This window comes from Chitinophaga sancti (assembly GCF_034424315.1).
Taxonomy (GTDB): domain Bacteria; phylum Bacteroidota; class Bacteroidia; order Chitinophagales; family Chitinophagaceae; genus Chitinophaga; species Chitinophaga sancti.
Map to the genome: position 1 here is coordinate 1,959,420 of NZ_CP139972.1, position 19,915 is coordinate 1,979,334.

16 protein-coding genes are annotated in these 19,915 nt (G+C 40.1%); 6 read left to right on the forward strand and 10 right to left on the reverse strand.

Annotated features, from left to right (window positions below):
• Nucleotides 1-20: 20 nt before the first annotated feature.
• Entirely contained in the window at nt 21-1,787 is a 1,767-nt protein-coding gene (gene tnpC, locus U0033_RS07540; protein WP_072362420.1) for an IS66 family transposase, read from the forward strand.
• Nucleotides 1,788-1,979: 192 nt separating this feature from the next.
• Here the strand turns inward: tnpC (U0033_RS07540) and tnpC (U0033_RS07545) are convergent, their stop codons facing one another.
• The 3 genes from tnpC (U0033_RS07545) to tnpA are packed head-to-tail and all read right to left on the reverse strand — an operon-like array spanning nt 1,980 to nt 4,488.
• A complete protein-coding gene (tnpC, locus tag U0033_RS07545) occupies nt 1,980-3,743 on the reverse strand; it encodes an IS66 family transposase (protein ID WP_072362419.1) in 1,764 nt (587 codons plus the stop codon).
• Nucleotides 3,744-3,786: 43 nt separating this feature from the next.
• Nucleotides 3,787-4,158 carry an IS66 family insertion sequence element accessory protein TnpB gene (tnpB, locus tag U0033_RS07550; RefSeq protein WP_072362418.1) on the reverse strand — a complete coding sequence of 124 codons (372 nt, stop codon included), beginning with the start codon at nt 4,156-4,158 and terminating at the stop codon, nt 3,787-3,789.
• A 3-nt stretch (nt 4,159-4,161) separates the two neighbouring features.
• Nucleotides 4,162-4,488, reverse strand: coding sequence for an IS66 family insertion sequence element accessory protein TnpA (gene tnpA, locus U0033_RS07555; protein WP_072362417.1), 327 nt, complete (start codon nt 4,486-4,488; stop codon nt 4,162-4,164).
• A 212-nt stretch (nt 4,489-4,700) separates the two neighbouring features.
• Here tnpA and U0033_RS07560 point away from each other — a divergent pair, with 212 nt between their 5' ends.
• A complete protein-coding gene (locus tag U0033_RS07560) occupies nt 4,701-5,273 on the forward strand; it encodes a helix-turn-helix domain-containing protein (protein WP_245801784.1) in 573 nt (190 codons plus the stop codon).
• A 233-nt stretch (nt 5,274-5,506) separates the two neighbouring features.
• Here the strand turns inward: U0033_RS07560 and U0033_RS07565 are convergent, their stop codons facing one another.
• Nucleotides 5,507-6,388, reverse strand: a complete 882-nt coding sequence (locus tag U0033_RS07565) for a helix-turn-helix domain-containing protein (protein WP_072362416.1) — start codon at nt 6,386-6,388, stop codon at nt 5,507-5,509.
• Between the two features lie 229 nt (nt 6,389-6,617).
• Between U0033_RS07565 and U0033_RS07570 the strand changes: the two genes are divergently transcribed.
• On the forward strand, nt 6,618-6,944 hold the full coding sequence (locus U0033_RS07570) for a DUF6616 family protein (protein WP_072362415.1): 327 nt from the start codon (nt 6,618-6,620) through the stop codon (nt 6,942-6,944).
• Between the two features lie 91 nt (nt 6,945-7,035).
• Here the strand turns inward: U0033_RS07570 and U0033_RS07575 are convergent, their stop codons facing one another.
• Together U0033_RS07575 and U0033_RS07580 are read right to left on the reverse strand one after the other, a co-directional pair.
• Nucleotides 7,036-8,469: a carboxylesterase family protein gene (locus U0033_RS07575; protein WP_072362414.1), complete on the reverse strand. Its 1,434-nt coding sequence runs from the start codon at nt 8,467-8,469 to the stop codon at nt 7,036-7,038.
• A 202-nt stretch (nt 8,470-8,671) separates the two neighbouring features.
• Nucleotides 8,672-9,154, reverse strand: coding sequence for a DUF4440 domain-containing protein (locus U0033_RS07580; protein ID WP_218164040.1), 483 nt, complete (start codon nt 9,152-9,154; stop codon nt 8,672-8,674).
• A 119-nt stretch (nt 9,155-9,273) separates the two neighbouring features.
• On the opposite strand from U0033_RS07580, the gene U0033_RS07585 reads away from it, so the two are divergent.
• The gene (locus U0033_RS07585; protein WP_072362413.1) at nt 9,274-10,161 is read left to right on the forward strand and encodes a helix-turn-helix domain-containing protein; all 888 of its coding nucleotides are present in this window, start codon (nt 9,274-9,276) and stop codon (nt 10,159-10,161) included.
• Nucleotides 10,162-10,291: 130 nt separating this feature from the next.
• Here the strand turns inward: U0033_RS07585 and U0033_RS07590 are convergent, their stop codons facing one another.
• Entirely contained in the window at nt 10,292-11,023 is a 732-nt protein-coding gene (locus tag U0033_RS07590) for an SDR family oxidoreductase (protein ID WP_072362412.1), read from the reverse strand.
• A 123-nt stretch (nt 11,024-11,146) separates the two neighbouring features.
• Nucleotides 11,147-12,058 (reverse strand): helix-turn-helix domain-containing protein, encoded by a 912-nt coding sequence (locus U0033_RS07595; protein WP_083571574.1) that lies wholly within the window; start codon nt 12,056-12,058, stop codon nt 11,147-11,149.
• A 267-nt stretch (nt 12,059-12,325) separates the two neighbouring features.
• On the opposite strand from U0033_RS07595, the gene U0033_RS07600 reads away from it, so the two are divergent.
• A complete protein-coding gene (locus U0033_RS07600) occupies nt 12,326-12,703 on the forward strand; it encodes an MmcQ/YjbR family DNA-binding protein (protein WP_072362411.1) in 378 nt (125 codons plus the stop codon).
• Between the two features lie 383 nt (nt 12,704-13,086).
• Nucleotides 13,087-13,935 carry an RteC domain-containing protein gene (locus U0033_RS07605; protein WP_072362410.1) on the forward strand — a complete coding sequence of 283 codons (849 nt, stop codon included), beginning with the start codon at nt 13,087-13,089 and terminating at the stop codon, nt 13,933-13,935.
• Nucleotides 13,936-14,042: 107 nt separating this feature from the next.
• Here U0033_RS07605 and U0033_RS07610 read toward each other — a convergent pair whose 3' ends face one another.
• Both U0033_RS07610 and U0033_RS07615 read right to left on the reverse strand, forming a co-directional pair.
• Entirely contained in the window at nt 14,043-19,436 is a 5,394-nt protein-coding gene (locus U0033_RS07610) for an N-6 DNA methylase (RefSeq protein WP_072362409.1), read from the reverse strand.
• Nucleotides 19,423-19,860: a DUF1896 domain-containing protein gene (locus U0033_RS07615; RefSeq protein ID WP_072362408.1), complete on the reverse strand. Its 438-nt coding sequence runs from the start codon at nt 19,858-19,860 to the stop codon at nt 19,423-19,425. The genes U0033_RS07610 and U0033_RS07615 overlap by 14 nt, the downstream gene beginning before the upstream one ends.
• Nucleotides 19,861-19,915: the final 55 nt, after the last annotated feature.

Below are 19,915 nucleotides of genomic sequence, written 5' to 3' on the forward strand. Positions count from 1 at the left end.
CGATAGTATCTTTGCGCTCAGTGAAACCTGAGATCACATATAACTTATCTGAAGCACTGGAACAGGTGAATGCGCTGCAGTTGCAGAAAGCAGATCTGTCAAATTCACTAACTCAGGAAAGACACATATTCAGTCGCATTATTCAGGAACTCACAACAGAGAATACTACGCTGAAGGAAGACAAAGATCAGCTGAAACGTTGGTTGTCCAATGAGCAGGAACGGGGAATTGATAAGGACAGAATGATTGCATCTCTGGAACAAACTATTGTAGAACTGCAGGCATCACTTGCCAGTAAGACGGATGAAGTACTGCGTAAAGACTGGCAGTTAAAAGAGCTGCAGGAAATGTTATTTGGGCAGCGCAGCGAAAAGTTTATTCCTGATCAAACAGCTACGCAGGATGCTATTCAGCAAACCCTGGGAGAAGAATTTGATAAAGCCGAAGTAGAAGCTATTATTGAACAGGCTATAGCATCTTCAGTTACTGATACACAAAAATGCACTAGTTCCAGATCCAGCAGGAAGAAAAAGCATCACAAGGCACATAAAGGAAGAAGACCTATCCCAACTCATCTTGAGACAGAGACCATTGTCTACGATCTTGATGGAGATAAAACAGGAATGAAACCCATGGGGAAAAAGGTATCTGTTTACTATGAGATTATTCCCGGAAAAATTATCAGAAAAGAAGAACATCACCTTCAATATAAATCAGAAGACGGTAAGATCCACTGCACGCCTGTTCAGCCCAGGATGATAGAACGAGGTATTGTAAGCAACCGGTTACTTGCTCATCTGCACAGTGAACGCTTCGTCTATTACATGCCATACTACCGCCAGCAACAGCGTTTTGAGCGTCTCACAGGTGTCAGTTTTGCAGCATCCACTATCAATCACTGGGAGGAAGTTTGCTATAAGAAGTTGAAACGTCTACTGAAGCTGCTGAAAAAAACACTACAGACGGCCAGTTATATCAAGGCCGATGAGACTACGTTAAAATATCTTCACGATGAAGGCCAGGGCAAAGCTACCAATGGGTGGATGTGGGTTTTTCATGCGCCTGAACACAAACTTGTTCTCTTTGAATTTCATCCTGGTAGAGCTCATGATGTACCAAAAGAAATTCTGAAAGACTTTGCGGGTACATTACAAACAGATGCCCTATCCTCCTACACTGCTGCCTTTAAAGATAACAACAAAGTCACTTTAATGAGCTGCCTTGCGCACATCCGCAGAGGATTCAAAAAATCTCAGCAGCAAAATAAAGTGCTGGCAGACCAGGTACTGGTATACTTTAATATCATATACCGCATAGAAGCGTACGCTAAACGTAAACAATTTACCCCAGACCAAAGGCTTGCACTACGACAGAAATATAGTAAGCCATTTTTTGATAAGATGCGTGGCTGGCTGGATGAACAAACAGATAAACATGTACCTGATAGCCTGCTGGCTAAAGCTGTCAACTATGCAAATAATCAGTGGGATAAGCTGAATATACTTTTTACTAACGGAAAAATAGATGTCGACAATAACTCAACTGAGAACGCTATACGTCCCATCACTTTGTTCAGGAAAAACTCACTCTTTGCCAGTAATGAACATGGTGGGGAAAGGGCTGCTTTGTTTTATTCCCTCGTCGAAAGTTGCAAGCTGAATGGTATTGATCCATTCGAATACTTGGCTGATGTGTATGATCGACTCCACGATTGCACCGCTAGTGAACTAATACAGCTATTACCTTCAAACTGGAAACCAGCTAAAGCACGAATGACTGCTGTTTAATTTGATCCCGAATAATCAAAGAACTTAATGATGTACGAATTATGAATGCAAATGTAGCATCCATAAAGTAAGTATTCGGACCTCGGCATTCCAGAATAATGTTTTACAGCCCTTATCTTTGCTGCTGTAATCATGGTATTGGCTATAAATGAAGTTCTTTGTAATTCGGGGCTAATCTGCTAATTGATGTAATCATGTATTTTTCTTCTCCCAATATGGAGGCAACAGTTTAATAAGTTCATGAGCTGGGCAATCATGAAGGCGGTCATAGATATCTTTAAGATAAATATAAGGATCGATGTTGTTAAGTTTACAAGACTCGATCAGGGAGTAAAATAGTGCCACTCTCTCTGCTCCATGTTCATTGCCTGCAAACAGGCTATTATTGCGGAAGGTAGTGACAGGTCTGATGGCCCTTTCCACGCCATTGTTGTCGGCATCGACGTATCCAAGGGTTGTAAATGCTTTTAGTTTGTGCCATTGGCCCAAGGCATAATTAACTGCTTTAATTATTGGTGTACCTGGCAGATGATCTATCTGCTGTTGTTCCAGCAACCAGGTACGTATTTTATCGAGAAAAGGAACGCTATATTTCTGACGCAATGCCAGTCGCTGGTCATCGGTCATCTTTTTTCTTTCGGCAAAGGCTTCTATTCTGTAAATGATGTTGAACAATGTCAATGCTTCTGCCGCTAGCTTTTTATCATATTTCTCTGCTTTCTTAAAACCGCGGCGGATATGGGACAGGCATGTCATTAGGTCCACCTCCTCATTATCTTTAAAAGCAGCTACATAGCTACCCAGGCCATCCGCCTGAAGCGTGCCCTTAAAATCTTTCAGTATCTGCTGTGGAACCTTATGTCCGCGGGATGGGTTAAATTCAAACAATACTAATTTCTGTTCTTCAGATAAAAATACCCATAGCCAACCTCTGGATGGTTTGCCTTCCCCAATATCATTGAGGTAATCTAATCTTGTCTCATCGACCTTCAGATACCGGGCCTGCACAATTACTTTTTTCATACATCTCAACAGCCTTAGCAGTTTCTTAAAGGCCATCTCTTCCCAACCATTTACAGTTGATGCTGCGAAGCTGATGCCAGTAGTGCTTTTTATATACTGTAACTGACGTGTATATGGATCCCCATATCCAAACCGGCGGCTGTGTAAGTGTGCCAGCAAGCTGTTTCCTACTGTTCCTTTTTCTACCAGACGAGGGGCTACTGGTTGGCAGATAAACTTTTTATCTTCGGTACGATATTGAAGTCGTTCCTGTTGTACTTTAATAATTTTACCCGGCTTGTATTCGTAATAGGTTGTCACTTTTTTGCCCATGGGGATCAGGCCAGTCTTGTCTCCTTCAATGTCAATTATTTCTGTTACTACTTCTATACAAGATGGTTGTACTCTTCTACCTTTATGAGCGAGATGTTTTTTCTTTTTACGGTTTCCTTTCCGGATCTGGTCATCCACCTGTTGTACATCGCCTTTCGTGGAGGCTACTCTTATAATCTCTTCCAGTTCGGTCAGATCAAAATCAGGCCCTAACGTTTGTTGTATGGCCGCATCTACTTTTTCACGTTCAGGTATAAATTTCTCACTCTTTTTACCCTGTAGCATTTCACATAACTCTTGTAACTGCCAGCTCTTCTTTTCTCCCTGAGCAACCTGCTCTTTTAAAAGTGCATTTTCACTTTCCAATGCTTCGATCCTGCTTTGCAATTCAATGATCTGATGTTCTCTGTCAAGCATGATCTCATGTGCCTGATTCAGGTAACGGTTTAATTTATCGCATGCTCCATTCTTTGCTTCCAGCTGGTTATTCAGGTCATATATAATCTTACCAAACGTTATTCTCTCCCTGGTCAGAGATTCCGACAACTCCCCATTGGTCTCCGTTAGCGTGGAGATTTGTTTTAATGCATCTGTTATGGAAGTGAGTAATTCGGGGCGCACTGCTTTGTGTCATGGTATTGGCTATATTAACGCAAAAGCATCATTATTGGTTTGGCTGATCCGGTGATTTTCCTGACTTTCTTTCGTAACGCTTTCTATACTTAATCTCGATTCCTTCCAGGATTAGCATCACGTCTTTGCGTTCAATCATCATCGCCTGGCAACCAGGATCATAAACCGGTTTGCCAAAAGTGCCCCTGGCTAATCTTTTATAATAAAGCGCCTGACCATCTCCATCAAATTGTAACATTTTTACCTGGGTGAGACGACCGTTAAAAAACAAATAGATGATGCCCTTCGCTAATGGATCAAGTGCCATTTGATTACGTACGATGCCTGACAAACCATTTATTCCCATCCGCATATCCGCTGCAGATGTATAGATATAAAAATTATAACCCGCTAATGACAACATTGATTAATGATTTAGCAAGGTGAGTAAATATTCTGCCGGCACAGGTTGATAAATTGCAATACCGCGCACTTCAGCAAATAAGTTTGAATTAACAGGCTCATTTGATGATGCTACAATTTTTACGGGAAGTATTGCTGGTGGTGAGGATGGAACCGGTGAAGTATTGTTTGTTTTCTTTAACCAGTAATAAAAACTGCCTTCACTTATTTGATGAGCCCTGCAGTATTCGCTAATAATCATGCCGGAATCAGGCTGCTGACGAACATGGAATGCCATGTCCACTTTTAAGGGAGAACCAGGGAGAGATCTCTGAATTTGCTTCTTTCGCATCGTTTAAATTTTGATGCAATGATCGCAATATTTAATTGCTATTTGGCAACGCCGAGAACCGAATACTTACTCCATAAAACAGATTAAGAAGATGCCCCAGATCGAATGCTTACTTTATATCACCCAATCAGAGGCTTTCGCATTCAGAAGATACCGTTATTTCGGATGGAATTTGTCTATTGTTTCATCCCGATTTTTTAGCCGGTTACCCTTTGGCGAAAACCATCAAAAACTATGGTTTTTTTTCCTATGAAGTCAACGAAGCCCTGCATTTATCTGAAAAGGAAGAAGAAATTTTGGAAAATATTTTCAAAAATATTGAAAATGAATATCAATCAAATATTGACCAATTTAGTCAAGACGTCATCATTGCTCACATAGAATTGATTTTGCAGTACAGTAACCGTTTTTACAACCGTCAGTTCATTACAAGAAAAATTGCCAACAACGAGATTTTAGTTCGCTTGGAAAAACTTTTGGATGATTATTTCAATGACGATGAAAAGTTGGTTGCCGGCTTACCGACTGTACAGCAAATAGCAGAGCACTTAAATATCTCGCCTAATTATTTAAGTGATATGTTACGAAGTATCACAGGACAAACAACCCAACACCACATTCACGAAAAACTGATTGAAAAAGCAAAAGAGCTGTTGACAACAAGCAATCTTTCAATAAGTGAGATTGCATACCGGTTGGGCTTTGAATATCCACAGTCATTCAATAAACTGTTCAAAAAGAAAACCGACATTTCTCCGTTGGAGTTCCGGCAGTCATTCAATTAAATAAGTAGAAATAAATATTTTAATTGGCGTAATGCACGTTCTTTGTTGAACCTTGCAATTGGAAATACGATGCATGACAAAAGCAAACGATAGTTTCAAACGGCGTTTAAGGTCTTTACAATTCCAGAATTGTAAAGCTCATCAATAAAAAAGAACAATAAAAAAGTTCCGTAATTATAGATGAGCTACCTACAATATATTTTCGTGGCTTGGATAATCCCGTTCATTAGTCATTAATCCAAGGATATTTTATCACGATATTGCTTTGGTGTCATTCCCGCATATTTACTGAATATACGAACAAAGTAGCTGGGTGTTTCAAATTTTAACTGGCTGCTAATCTCTGCCACTGACAAGGTAGTATAATCAAGTAGGTTTTTTGCTTCCTGGATCAGCTTTTTAAGGAGATATGACTTGGCAGTAGACCCTAGATACTTTTTAGTCATCCTGTTTAAGTAATTTGAAGTTATAAAAAGCTTGTCAGCGAAGAACTTTACCTCATGTGATCTTAAATAATGCTCATCCGCCAGTTTTACAAAGGCTTTGATATGCCTGTTGGCCTGTTCCTCTTTGCTAGACATTTCTGTATTCTCTATTGGCACGACAACGGCTTGTTCAAGCAGTGCCAGGATCATATAAACCAATGCCCGTAACATGTGTTCGCTGCTGCTGATACCTTTCTGGATCTCCCTGTCTATTTGTTCCAGATGGGTTACGACATTTTTAAAGAGTTTTTTATTTAGGTGTATCAAAGGTGAAGTCCGATCTGATCTCAGATAACTGAATTTATTTAAAAACTGCTTATCATTAAAAAATGAGATCAAAAAGTCTTCCTCGAACAGCAATGCATACCCCTGCATGGCAGTCTGCTGTTGCCAGCTCCAGATTTCTCCCGGAATAGAGCAAATGACATCTCCTGCCTTAACTTTCAGTTCTGTCTGATTAATAAAAACATTTTCATTTCCACCTATTATAAAGGTAAGATCATAGAAAGTAAGCCTATGGGTGGGCTCTGTTTCAATGTACTTATTGATCTCAGAAATGGGAACAATATCTACCAACAGTGGTTTTCCATACTTTTCATTGATAAAGTTGTATAGAACGATTGATTTCATTTATTTAAATATAAGAATATTTTGGGAATGGTCGTTTACCTGTGACTGCTGACCAACACGTCTGCGTGCAATATCCCTGATCAAAATTTTGCACCAAAAGTGACATTCTTGGTAGCGTTTGTCTATCGTTTTCTGTCATGATTGCCAATACCTTTGTATGTAGCTAATCAGAAAATAGAAATTTACTGGTCAGCTTTATGATATACAAAAAATAGAAAATTGTAAAATTATGAAGTATTTTATCGAAATGTTTTCTCCAACACAAGCTTGGATGGATTTGAACAAAGAACAAAGAACAAAATATCTAGATCACGTCAACGAAGTTTCTAAGGAGATGATGGAAAACGGTGTAGCTATCATTGCTATGCAGGAAAATGATGCAGACACCATTCACCGAGCCGGTTATAATTTCTTTGTCATCTGGACCATTGAAACTGCTGAACTTGAAGAGGCTGTTCAAAAGCTTATGTTAAGTGAAGGTTGGTTCAATTACTTTGATCAGCTAAATTTAAAAGGAGAACCAAGCGATATTTTTGGCAAACTAATCAATGGTTAAAAACTATAAATAATGCTTGAGGCTATTAAAACCTCAAGCATTATTTATAGTTTGTTGGGAATTATAGTTTCAACAAACTAAATTTAAATATCTAGGGACGTTCGACACCTTCAAAGATTTGCAACACTTCTTGCGCATGAACAGTTGGATCATAGGGAGGATTACCAATACCTTGTGAAATCAATTCAGTTGATACAGGATCCCAAAGTTGACTGTGATTACCGGTAGCAAAGTCAAGAAGTGCGTCACGAACAAAATTATCACGAACAATTTGCTCATCGCTTGCATCAGGAGCTTGCTGCCCAACAATTCCGTACATTTCTGTTCCGTGAACAGCTGGAACGCCTTCAACAGGACCAATACATAGCAAATAAGCCTTTCCACCTGCAGCAGCATGCGCCAATGCACCTCGTGCTTGTGGTAACGTAAACGAATAATCTGTAAGTAACAAGCCACGAATCTCAACTGGGGTACGTCCGTCAACATTGTATGCGTCAATAATTTTTTTTGCACGACTTCGTGGAATTCGGTTGCGGTAAGCAAATTCTTTCACCAAATTGTCGATACTTTTAGGGTCAAAATCTTCGGTTTTGTAAAGCACCCAATATCCTGTTTCGTAAGTTGTACTGCTAAACATAATATCAATATCCTTATGTCGTCCAGATTGAAGAACAGACATTGGATGGTCGATAAGAACACCATTTGGTTGATTTTTATCATCAACGGTAGCAACGCAATTATTATCCACACCGTGCCCAACACCAGGGTCTGTATAGATTGTATTATTCATTGTTTCTGCAAGCAAACTTGCCTCGATTTGTAGCAATTCTTCAGGATTATCCAGAATACCAAGTGCGGTGAGAACCTCAATAGCACACTCTTCTGCACTCCAAGCTGGAACTTGACGAGATGGCATACCAGAAAATGCGGCAATACGATGAAATAATCCATAAGCAGAAGGTGCTGCAAGTAGAGCAAGTGCAGAAAAAGCACCTGCACTATGTCCAGTAATGGTAACATTGTTTGGGTCGCCACCAAAGTGTGCAATATTTGCTTGCACCCATTTGAGTGCAGTAATCATATCTTGCAGGCAAAGGTTTGTTGCCTCTGCAAGTGCTCCTCCATATTGGGAAAGCGACAATGCACCAAACGCACCCAATCTATAATTTATGGATACCCCAATTACACGACCTGTTGCTGCTAAACCAGAGGCATTAGACACAGTTTGTGAATTCGCACCACTCATCCAACCGCCACCGTAAATATAAACGACCACTGGAAGGGGTTTTTCGTTAATGTTTTCGGGGGCCCAAACATTAAGATTTAAACAATCTTCGCTAAAGCCACTATCTGCTTCGAGCCAACTGGTGTTGCCTGCTTGTAATGGTGCAACACCTTTTTTGTCATAAGGTAAATTGGGATTAAAAGGCAACAAAATAGGACTGCGAAAGCGCTGTGCGGTAGCGTAGGGAATGCCCAGCCATGAACGTGTAGTTTGGGTAACTGTTGTTTTTTCGTTATCCATAGTATTAGAAATTATAACATTTTTGTTTAGGTTTTTAAAAATACTACTCTGAAATAAAAATAAAGATTACATTAAAGCATGCTAACTTGGATGATTTCGTTGAGATGGTCAATCCGTTCGGTATGAATGACTTTAATACCTTACTAACATAATATAAAACACAGATATTTCTCAAAAAAATGTATCCTCCCTTAGGATTACATTAAACTACTTCTTTGAAAATACTAAAATTTACATCCATTGGACGTATAACTGACCATGTAGAGTGTATTGCATACCACTTACCGTCTTCTTCCTTTTGAAATACCTCAATACAATTATAATCTATATTGATAAGGTTTGTTTTTGCAAAAAGCTGATAAGTTAATACTGCCATATCTTTTCCAAGTTGGACTCTTGGATCACGTACTTCATAGCTGTCCGCTTTTAAATTTCCTTCTACCTTTTTTAACAGAGGAATAATGTCATCAAAATTTTCTGCACGACTAGTCGCAACAGCATCAAAATAGGTAAAACTGCGTTTTGACCATAGTTCAGCATAGCCTGAAGTATCTCCATTAAACCATTTTTCCAATGCTGCTTCCTCAAGTCCAATGATATGCTCCGCTATCTGTTTCTCTTCGTCATTTTTGTAATACCAAACTTTTGTTTTTTCGTCTTTCATAATATTAAATACTTTATTCATACAAAATTAGCCTTTAATCAGATGATAGATGAGAATTTAAAAGGCATTAAATGTCACTTTTCAGGACAAATTCTCATATTATCACTACTTTTGTGATTATAATACAAATCATTTTTTAAATGAAAGCAATACATCAATATAATTTCTACCGAAAAAAATATGGTCTCGATTTACCTATAGATGTAGTTGCAATCAAGGATTTTAAAAAATTTATCGATAAAAATCCTATTCACCGACTCTCATATTTCGACTTAACATTTATAGTTGAAGGAAATGAAGAACTAGACATAAATGAATATAGAATGTTGGTTGGTCGTGGCGATATTGTTTGTTCCTTTCCAGGCCAGGTTTGGCGTTGGCAGGAAAATACTAAACTGGAGGGGTATGCTTTAGTGTTTGAAGAAGATTTTCTGCTTTCCTTTTTCAGGGATAGGTACTTCTTAAGAAATCTCAACTATTTACAAGTTCACCGTTCATCCCCATTATTGACTACGAACGAAGAGCAATTTGAGATCCTCCTGCAACATTTAAAATTACTACGGTCTGAAATATTAAAACGTGCTGGTTCAAACACAGATGTGCTAAGGGCATTATTATACCTTATCTTAAGCCTTCTAAAAGATTGCGATCTAAAACCTTTGAATAACGTCGAACAAACAAAAGGTCTGGCTATAAACCGTTATATAGAATCATTTACAGCTTTAGTGGAAACTAATTTTTTGACCAGACGCGATCTTTCATTTTATGCGGATAAGTTATTTATTACGACCAACTATTTGAATAAAATAACAAAGGAAGTTTTGGGAACAACGGCCAAAACTTACATACTTAATAAAACAATTGGCGAGGCTAAAAATTTACTCAACTACAGTAGCATGTCCATTGCTGAAATTAGTGAGAAACTCAATATTGAAACCCCGTCTTATTTCGTTCGCATGTTCCGAAAAAGTACCGGTATGACACCAAGAGAATTTAGAAATAATTCTGAATCTAAAAGTGGCAATTAATTCGGTAATAATGAGATTTTATATGAAATCATATATTTTAGATAGCTGTCACGCGTTGTACCTTCGAATGCGGTTGAACCAGAACCGTTGTAAATATTTTTAAAACACTTTTCTTTTTTTTGATTGATTGTTACCAAGGCAATATCTCGCCAGATTGAGAGAAAGTTCCTGTTGGTCCATGCTCATCAAGCAAAGCTAATGCAACACCTGTTTTAGCACCTTCTTCCGGTGTAAGCGGCGCTTGATCTGATCCAATTGATGTTTGAACCCATCCCGGATTTGCAGCGTTTACTTTGATATTTGTTTCCTTAAGTGCATTGGCAAGGAAAACCGTAAACTGATTGAGTGCCGTTTTTGAGGCGCTGTAAGCATAAGGTTTTAATTGATACAGCCAATGAGTCTCATCTAAATGGACACCGAAAGAACCGGAAACACTACTGATGTTTACAATACGGCCCGACTCGCTTTTTTTGATTAACGGTAACAATGCTTGGGTAAGCTCCACTGTTCCGAAATAGTTAATATCAAAAGTATCACGAAGGGTTTGTAAGGGAACAGTTTCTACGTTGTTTCCGAACCATGCGCTGTCTAAAAATACAGCCGCATTGTTAATCAGGATGTCCAATGCACCATATTCATTTTCAATGTAATTTTTCACATTTTCAATATCGGCAGAATTGCTGATATCCAGTTTTACATAAGTAACATCTAATGATAGATCGCGTAATGCTGTTTCTGCCTTTTTACCTTCGGTTTCATTCCTTGCTCCTAATAAAACTTTGATGTTCTGTTCTGCAAGCTGTTTTGCTGTTTCGTAACCAATGCCTTTATTGGCACCTGTTACTAATGCTATCTTTGTCATATTTAATCTATTTATTTAAATTATATTGCAAAGTTAGCACCGGCGGCATAACCGATGATAGCACAATTAGAACCTATACTTACTAAAATCAAACTTATCAGCTAAGTTTCAGTAAGATCTGACCTATTCTTTATGTAATTTTCTGTAATCTGTAGGCGAACCCTCTGTATGCTTTTTAAAGAAAAGGTTGAAATGTGAGGGTTCTTCAAAGCCTAATGAATAGGAAATCTCGGCAATGTGCCAATCAGTCAATTTTAATAATATCATAGCCTCCTGGATAAGTCGTGATGCTATAATATTACTGACAGTTCTTCCTTTGGATAATTTTACCTGACGGTTCAAATAGTTGGGATGCAACGATAGGCTGTCTGCAAAATCTTTTGGGGTTTTTAATTTGATGGTATCCTGCTGGGATTCTACCGGAAACTGAGATTCCAGCAGTCTGATAAAAGAACAGGTTATAACCTCACTTGTATTATTTGTTTTAACGAATGAGTTTGCCGGAGCCAGCTTTTGTCCGTTAAAAATGAGTTCGAGCAGATGAGTACGCTGAAGGTTTTCCTTATATACACTATCGGCATGTGTTTCATCAAAGATTTTGTTATATATCGTGATAAAATCATTTGTCTGCTCATCTGTCAACGAGTAGATATTCTGTCTGCCTGGTTTATATATCGGGAATTCAAGCAAACGATAACCGCTGTTGGCCTTGGTAATAAATTCCTCTTTAAAAACGCAACTTATCCCTGCGTATCCCATGTCGGAACTCTTTATCCCGAATGGAACCTTGGTAGTGGTGAACAATAATGAGTTGCCCGAAATATCAATGCTCCTGTCTTCAAATTCAAGCTGATAATCCCCCTGTAGAAGGGTAACGGTGTAAAAAGTCTTCCTGCTATATTCAAATGAAAGAATAGAATTATCACCTACACTTAGATCTATTATACTGAAGACACCTGTATCACTATGTAGTGTACCCAATATTGCAGGTGAATTTTTAGTATCAATTGAAGATAAGGCGTCAGATGTTTTCATATGCAAATTTAGGCAAAAAATAATGGAAAATTATTTGGGTCTTAGAATGTCGTAAACCAGTGCGTATATTTAAGTATTTGATAACAATGTGATTATACAAAAAAATCTACCGTAATTTAATTGATATTTTTCACGCAGGGGAATAGTGTAAAAGTCCGCAAAAGTGACATTTTAATCCTTTTTTCTACTTGAAGAAAAGTTGCTTATTGTATAGTTTTGAAGCGGGCGCAGTTTTAAGAAACCTGTCCAATTATAAATTATATATCAATGAATATCGAAGAATTTAGAGAATACTGTTTGTCATTTAAGGGATCTCATGATAAGATGCCCTTTAATAAGGCGAATTCCGACTATGACAAAAATATAATGACCTTTAGCGTGATGGATAAATGGTTTTGCTTTGTTAATATCGAAAATTTTGATTTCTGTGATCTCAAATGCGATCCTGAAGTGTCAAAACAGCTTCAAGATGAATATGAAGGGGTTACTCCTGGCTACCATATGAATAAAGAGCATTGGATAAGTGTCCATTTTAAAAAGGATGTTCCAAAAAGTAAAATAGAACTTTTGGTGCAGAATTCCTATAATCTGGTTGTTGCAGGTTTGACAAAAAAACAACAGGAAGATTTGGCAAAAATCTCATAACGAAAAATCTGTAATTCGTTAGTGTTTTATTTGTCAGCTCCCGTAAGGCGTTAATTTCATGCCTTATAAAATCATCCTTTATCCATTTTCGCTCAATGCTATTATAGCAGTCAAAGACTTTTGATGCATTTGTAATATCCTGCAATCGCATCTGTCATTCTAAGATATTCATAAGAAAAATTGGTGGTTTACTACGTTAAATTCCTATTTAGTCGGTCATTAGAAAAGGGTGTTCACATCAGAAAAGCAAAATAGCAAGCTACTTCATTAGTCAAATATGAGCTTGGGAACTACTTTGTAACATCCATCAGCTCCTGTTTTGGCCGGTGGATAATCTATTTCCTAAACTTCCATTTTAATAGAAAAATAAAAAACAGCAATGAATGAATAAATACTACAGTGAAAAGATTAACTCCCTAAATTACCAAATCAATGAGCTTATTGCAGAATTAGAAAACCCTATCCTTCTATCAGAGCAAGTCATTGAGCTGATTTTACTAACACTTGCTGACCTAAAAGTTTTTGTTTTGAAGAGAGGCTTTAAAAATGATGAGGAAGAAATTTATTTTTTCAAATATCAAAAACCGGTAATTGTTTCCAAACTCATTTATTACAATGCTATTTATAAGATTGAGACAGGAAAGCCCTATGGAACAAAGCGCACTAATAAATACCTGAAAAAAGAACTTAAGAAACTTAAAAAATTCTTTGATAATAATTTTGATTTCTATAAATACCATCGTAATAACAACGACTTTCTTGATGATAAACTTTTCTTGCGTGGCAAACATGATATAAAACTATGTCTTGATACCTATTATTTCGAATCGGATCATTCCTTTTCTACATCGCATGATTATAAAGTCGCCAAAATTATGGCAAACGATCTGATACAGCTCTATCTCAAAAACAAGATTTTCATCACGAAGAAAAAAGCGCTAAAGGATTTAGGCCCACCAAATATATTTCTCAACTGGACAGGCAGTAAAGCGGGTATGATTGAATTAATTTACGCTCTTCATTATCAAGGTGTATTTGATAACGGTAGCACCGATATACGATTAATTGCAGAGTATTTTGAGCAGTTATTTGGTGTTGATTTAGGGAATTTTTATCACACCTATCTTGAAATAAGAAACAGAAAAATCAACAGGACTAAGTTCCTTGACAAGTTACGAGATACCCTTATTAAAAAGATGGACGAACAGGACGCGAAACAATATAATCAATGAATAAATACAGTCCTCTTTTGCTTTTTATCTTTCCTCATTTCGGAAATAGGAGCTGTTTTGTATTTGTTGAACTCTTAAGCCTCTACGCAACTCCAGTTTAACTTTTTTTAATTATTCCTTGTCTTTGCCACAGTAGGATTGACATTCAATTTTTCAGGTTCTTTTTTCTCTTCTCCTTTTTCATTTTCTGAAGGAGCAATAGATAACTGTATCTTTCGCTCCACAGCAGCCAGTTCCGTTTTGAGTTCGCCCAGCCGACTTTCTTTAGTCCAGGTTCCATTAACCACTTCCTTAAGAATAGGCAGGTCCTTTTGAATTTCAGCAATCTTCTTTTGTTCCTGTTCAATATAACCGGGCAATTTCTCCAATGCGTTAAGAAAATTCATAGCCGCCAGCTTCTCATCTTTAGCGATGATACCGTTGTTGTAGGTGTATTTGATGTTTCCTTCTCCCTGTACCAAAAAACGGTTTACCCGAATATCCACGCCCTCTTTTTCCGACACTTCGGTTTTGACCAATAAGGTAAATCCATACAGGCTTCCGATTTCTTCATACTGACCTCCGGTGCGGGCTTTGTCCGCAAGCTGGTTGAGCTTAATACCAATTTGTTTGACATCCGCATTTGGCAGTAAGCCCTCCAATTGCACAGGGTTAGCAATGGTTCCGTCAGAATGTTTTTGTATGCGCCCTTGTAAGTTATCCCAATCGAGGATCATCCGGTTCAAACGGAATTGCGCACTTTCAAGCATTTCCGTACAGTCTTGCAGCTTGTATTTGGCACTGAATTTAGAACGGTTGAATGCCTGTTTTTCGCTTTCCAGTCCGGCAATCTGTTTCTCCAGTTTGGCTTTATCCAACAGGTCGGTATTTCCCGACAGGATAGCCACGTATTCCGAAAAGTTCATTCCCGATTTTTCGTCCATACTGCCCTCATCAATGGTACGTTTGCCGAGGTTGTTGGTTTTTAATTGGTCGATGAAAAGCTGCTTATTATACAGCAGGTTGAACTTATAACTATCCAGTGATTTTTCAACGGCATAAATGATCACATCTACTTTATTGTCGGCAAAGAACTTGACTATCTCATTACCCTTGCGGATAGCCCGGCCATCCCTTTGAGCAAGGTCACTCGGTCGCCACGGCGTATCTAAATGATGGACGGCAACGGCTCTTTTCTGTGCGTTTACGCCCGTGCCGAGCATACTTGTAGAACCGAATAGCACACGGATTTTACCCTCGTTCATCCCTTTGATTAGTTCTTTACGCTGCTTATCTTTTTTTGCTTCCTGTATAAAGCGGACTTCGTGGGCAGGGATGCCGTGGTCTTCCACGAGCTTGCGTTTGATTTCGGAGTACACATTCCATTCGCCCGGCTTGTAGGTTCCAAGATCAGAGAAAACGAACTGCGTTCCTTTCTGTGCATTGTATTGGTTGTAATACTTGGCAATGTTCACCGCACAATGCGAAGCCTTGTTGTCGGGATGATCTTCGTACCTGCCGCTTACCATACGCATATCAAGTGACATTTTTCGGGCATAGTCGGTAGCAATGAGCATCTTTGCCTTTTCTTCGCTTTGCGATAAGGGAGGTCTGCCCAACAGTTCTGCATTTCCTGTTTTAGCAAACTCCATCAACTTTTTAATAAATACTTCCTGGGCGGGCGTAGGCTGTAAATTGTATAGTACCTCATTTTTAACCGGACGGTCAATCCCTATATCTTTTGCTGTCCTGTAATCTGTGATTTCAGAATAGAACTGGGCCAGTTCCGGTACTTTGATAAAGAAGCGGAAACGCTCTTTTGCAACGATATTGTTAGCCACCGAAAATTCGTAATCGGTGGTTTTCCTTGCGTAGATAGCTGCCCAGGCATCAAATGAATTGATGCTCTGTTTTTCCATTGCCCGTGGTCGCAGGTATTTGAACAGCAGGTATAGCTCCGTTAAGGAGTTGCTGATTGTTGTGCCCGATAGAAAGGTTGCGCCCATATCGGCACCCGTGCGCTCCTGTATGGTGCGGATGGCAAACAGCAGATTCATTGCCTTTTGGCTGCCGTCCACGTTGCCCAACCCGGCAACCCGTGTGTGCCTTGTGTTGAACATCAAGTTTTTGAATTGATGACTTTCATCCACGAACAGATGGTCTATGCCCATCATCTTAAAGTCCACCACATCATCCTTACGGTTCTCGATATCGTGTTGCAGGGTTTTGAGCTTTACTTCAAGATTTTCTTTCCGTTTGATTACTCCGGCAAGCATACCCCTTGTAACTTCCTTGCCTTGCGATTGCAGGGCATCGAGGTTGCGCTCCACGCTGTCCAATTCTATTTCGAGAATTTCCTTTTGTATTTCGGGCGACTGCGGTATCATCCCGAATTGGTCGTGCGTGAGGATCACGCAATCCCAGTCGTTGTTTTTTATATCGCCGAAAATGCGCTGGCGCTTTTGAGGCGTAAAATCTTCTTTACCCGGAAATAATATTTTGGCGTGTGGGTAAGCGGTGCGGTAGGCTTCTGCAATTTCGTGTACATTGCTCTTCAGCCCGATAATCATAGGCTTGTGTGCCAGCCCCAACCGCTTCATTTCCTGTGCTGCAGTACACATTACCAACGTTTTTCCTGCACCTACTTCGTGGTCGCAGATGGCACCGTTGTTCATTTTTATCATCCAAACAGTGTCCTTTTGGCTGGAATAGAGGTCTGATATGCCCAATGCCTTGCGGTCCAGTCCCGGAAACTCCTGATGCGTTCCGTCATAGTTAGGGCGGGCGAAGCAGTTAAACGTATCGTTATATTGGTCGGTCAGCCTTGTTTTGAACTCGTCGTTTTGGGCGTGAAGCCACTCACTAAAGGCAGTGCGGATTTCGTCAATCTTGGTATTGGCCATCTGTACGGCTTCCATATCCCGTACCTTTACTTCCTGGTCGCCAACCATCACTTTTTTGGTAATGTCGGGCGTGGTATTAACGATTGCGTGTTTGAGCAGGGCAACCCCGTCAAACGTCCGGCTTTCGGCTTTGACGGCATATTTCTCCCATATATTCATATTGCCCTGGTGACACTTTACGGAAAAGTCGTCCGAGCTCTCGGAGTAGTGTATCAATACATCCGCATCGAACAGGTGCGAAGCGAAGCGGGCATAAATGCCAGTAGGTATCCAGCGTTCGCCAAGGTTGAAGTCCAGTTCTTCAAACTCGATACGTCTTGGCCGGGATTCTTCCAAAACGGTAAGGCTTGCTTTAGCCTGGGCATCATCGGGATTGTTTTCAATGTAGGTTCTTACATCATGGGCTTTCTCCACCACATTGCCTGCAATCCAGCGTTCGGATATTTCATATTCCTTGTCTAAAGGATTGTAATAAATACGACCGTGTAAGGCTTCCTTCAGAGCATCATCGGTCATCCCGCTTATCTCGGACATATAGCCCAGATCCACACTGCCGTATTTGTTCAGCGATGCGGCCAACGCTTCTTCGGGATTATCTATTGCAATGGTTACGGTGGAGAAACTTACGGGATGGCTGAAGATATCGGCTTTGCGTACCACGCCACCAGCCACACGTTCCAGATAAGGGATTTCCTTGCCGGAACTATCCGTCTTGATGAGCTTGATATTATCGGCACTGTTAAGGTTCCCATACTTTTTTACAAAGGCATCATACAGGCGGTTCAGCGTTTCCCTTTCTTCCTTGTGTTCCCTCTGTTGCTCTGCTTCTTTGGTATAAAGCTGCTGGTAAATATCACGAACGCCGATATAGGCTTCGGCTCTTGCTTTCTGTGCCGTTGGTAATTGTAATGGATGGAATACAGCCGTACCACCTGAATTATCAACGTCCTGCAAATGACCCACCCAACCCTTATCCATAACAAGGCAATCGTTTCGGTGGAACGATTGCAGTTTGCCACCATACGGGGCAGGTTTGGGAATGGTATCGGGAACGGCTGGCTGAGCAGCCTGGCCATTCGCGTTGGTACTTGAGAACAGATCGCCGATGGCTTCCTGTTTTTTGCCGTTGGATGAACTATTTAAATTGGCTTCCCGATTGGTAACGGGAGATGTGGACGGTTGCTGCATTGCACTGAGCAGGTCTGTTTGGCGACCAATCGCATCCCTTCTTTTATTGGTGCTTTGCCTTTTGGCTTGAGTTGATCTTTTAGGTGGAGTAAGAACCGTTACGGATTCGCCAGCACTTTCAAACAAGTCAAAAATGCTTAACTGCTTTTCCTGCGGGGTATCTCCGTTCATTACCGGAACGGATAAAGGCTGTATTTCTTTTTGGATACTTACAGGTTCGATAACCGAAGGGGTAACCTTTGGTTCAACCGGAATTTGTTGCACAGGCTCATCGTTCCGTTCGCCTCTGTACAGACCCAAATTCAGGTACTTTCCAAAATCTTCGGACAGCATTTGTCTGAGGTCTTTGGCAATTCCACTGGCACCGTCTTTATGGCTATAAATAAGCGCAGGCTGCCCGTATGGGTCGGTATCTAGTTTGCTATCAGTATGTACAATTCTTGTGCTGTCCTGAAATAAGGCATTTCCGGGCGTATTGTAATTTGTCTGCCTGCTTTGGCAAAACAGATCTTCCCTTTCAGTCAGACCTTGTTTTGCTGTGTTCTTTTGCAGGATAATCAAATCACTGCCTACTTCTGTACCTGCATATTCTGTAAACAGGTTATTGGGCAGGCGGATGGCCGCAACCAGGTTATTATCCTGCATTAAAGCCCGGCGTATCGGTTCATTCTTCGGGCTATTGAGTATGCCCTGCGAAGTGATGTAAGCCAATATACCGCCCTCACGGAGCGTATCAGTACCTTTCAGGAAGAAGTAATTATGGATGCTCCGAGCTGCCTGAACTTTTGCACCGTCCTTGCTACGTGAATAAGAAAGGTCGAATACTGAAGTATCACCAAATGGGATGTTGCTGGCAATTACATCATAGCTGTTTTGTTCCCTTTCGGGTATTTCCTCAAAACCGCTTACACGGATATTGCTTTGAGGATAAAGCTGTTTTAGGATTTTGCCTGTCAGCAAATCCTTTTCATAAGCGGTAACGTATGCTTTCTGACTTTCTGAAAAGGACTGTATAAATGAGCCGATACCTGCGGAGGGTTCGAGGAATTTCTGAATGTTCAGACCACTTTCACGCAAGGTTGCAGAAAGGGCATCTATCACCTGTGGCGGTGTATAAAAAGCCGTCAGTACGGAGCTTTTCATACTGTCCACGTACCTGCGGTATTGCTTGTCGCCTTCGGAATTTTCCTTGAGTAGCTGATGGAGTTCCTGCGTTAGTGGAAACAGGTCGTGTTCCGTCTTTCTCCAATTGTTAATGTCTATTTCTTTTTCTATAGGGTTCAGCACGAATTTAAGGCCGCCAAATCCGCTGTATTGCATCATTAGCAGTCTTTCACCTACGGTGGCTTGTCGTTTCTCCTTTTCCAGTGTAAAAGCAATTCGCAGGGCATCAATGTTCCGTTGGAGATGTTGGCGTTTACTGAAGCCCATTTTCGGCTATCCATATTGCGATGGTTCCGGTCAGTTCGGTATAGAGTAAATCGAACTCAAACCCATAGGCGAAATCATCGGTTAATTCATATCCTGCAAATACAGGCTCGCAAACAGGGAACATTTTAAAGGCGAATGGTCGCAGTTCCTCATCTGCCATAATCGTATCAAACTCATTGCATACGACTTGGAAAACCATGTCGAACCTGGAGAAGTGCAAGCCCTCAAAAAGAATGTAATCGGCTATTTCGTTGCATTGCTCAATGCTGTTTCCAGAACGGAAAGCACCTTCGTAGGCATTGGCAGCCCACGAGGAACGTTGCTCAATGAATTTCTGGTCATTCGCCTTTTCGGGAAAGCTGTTGTTCAATAATTCTTGCAGTCGTAATCTGAAATACGAGAGGTCTTTTTGCTGTGTATTCATACTATAATATTTCTTTAGAATTTTGCTCGATGCCTAAAATTATAGCAGCAGATAA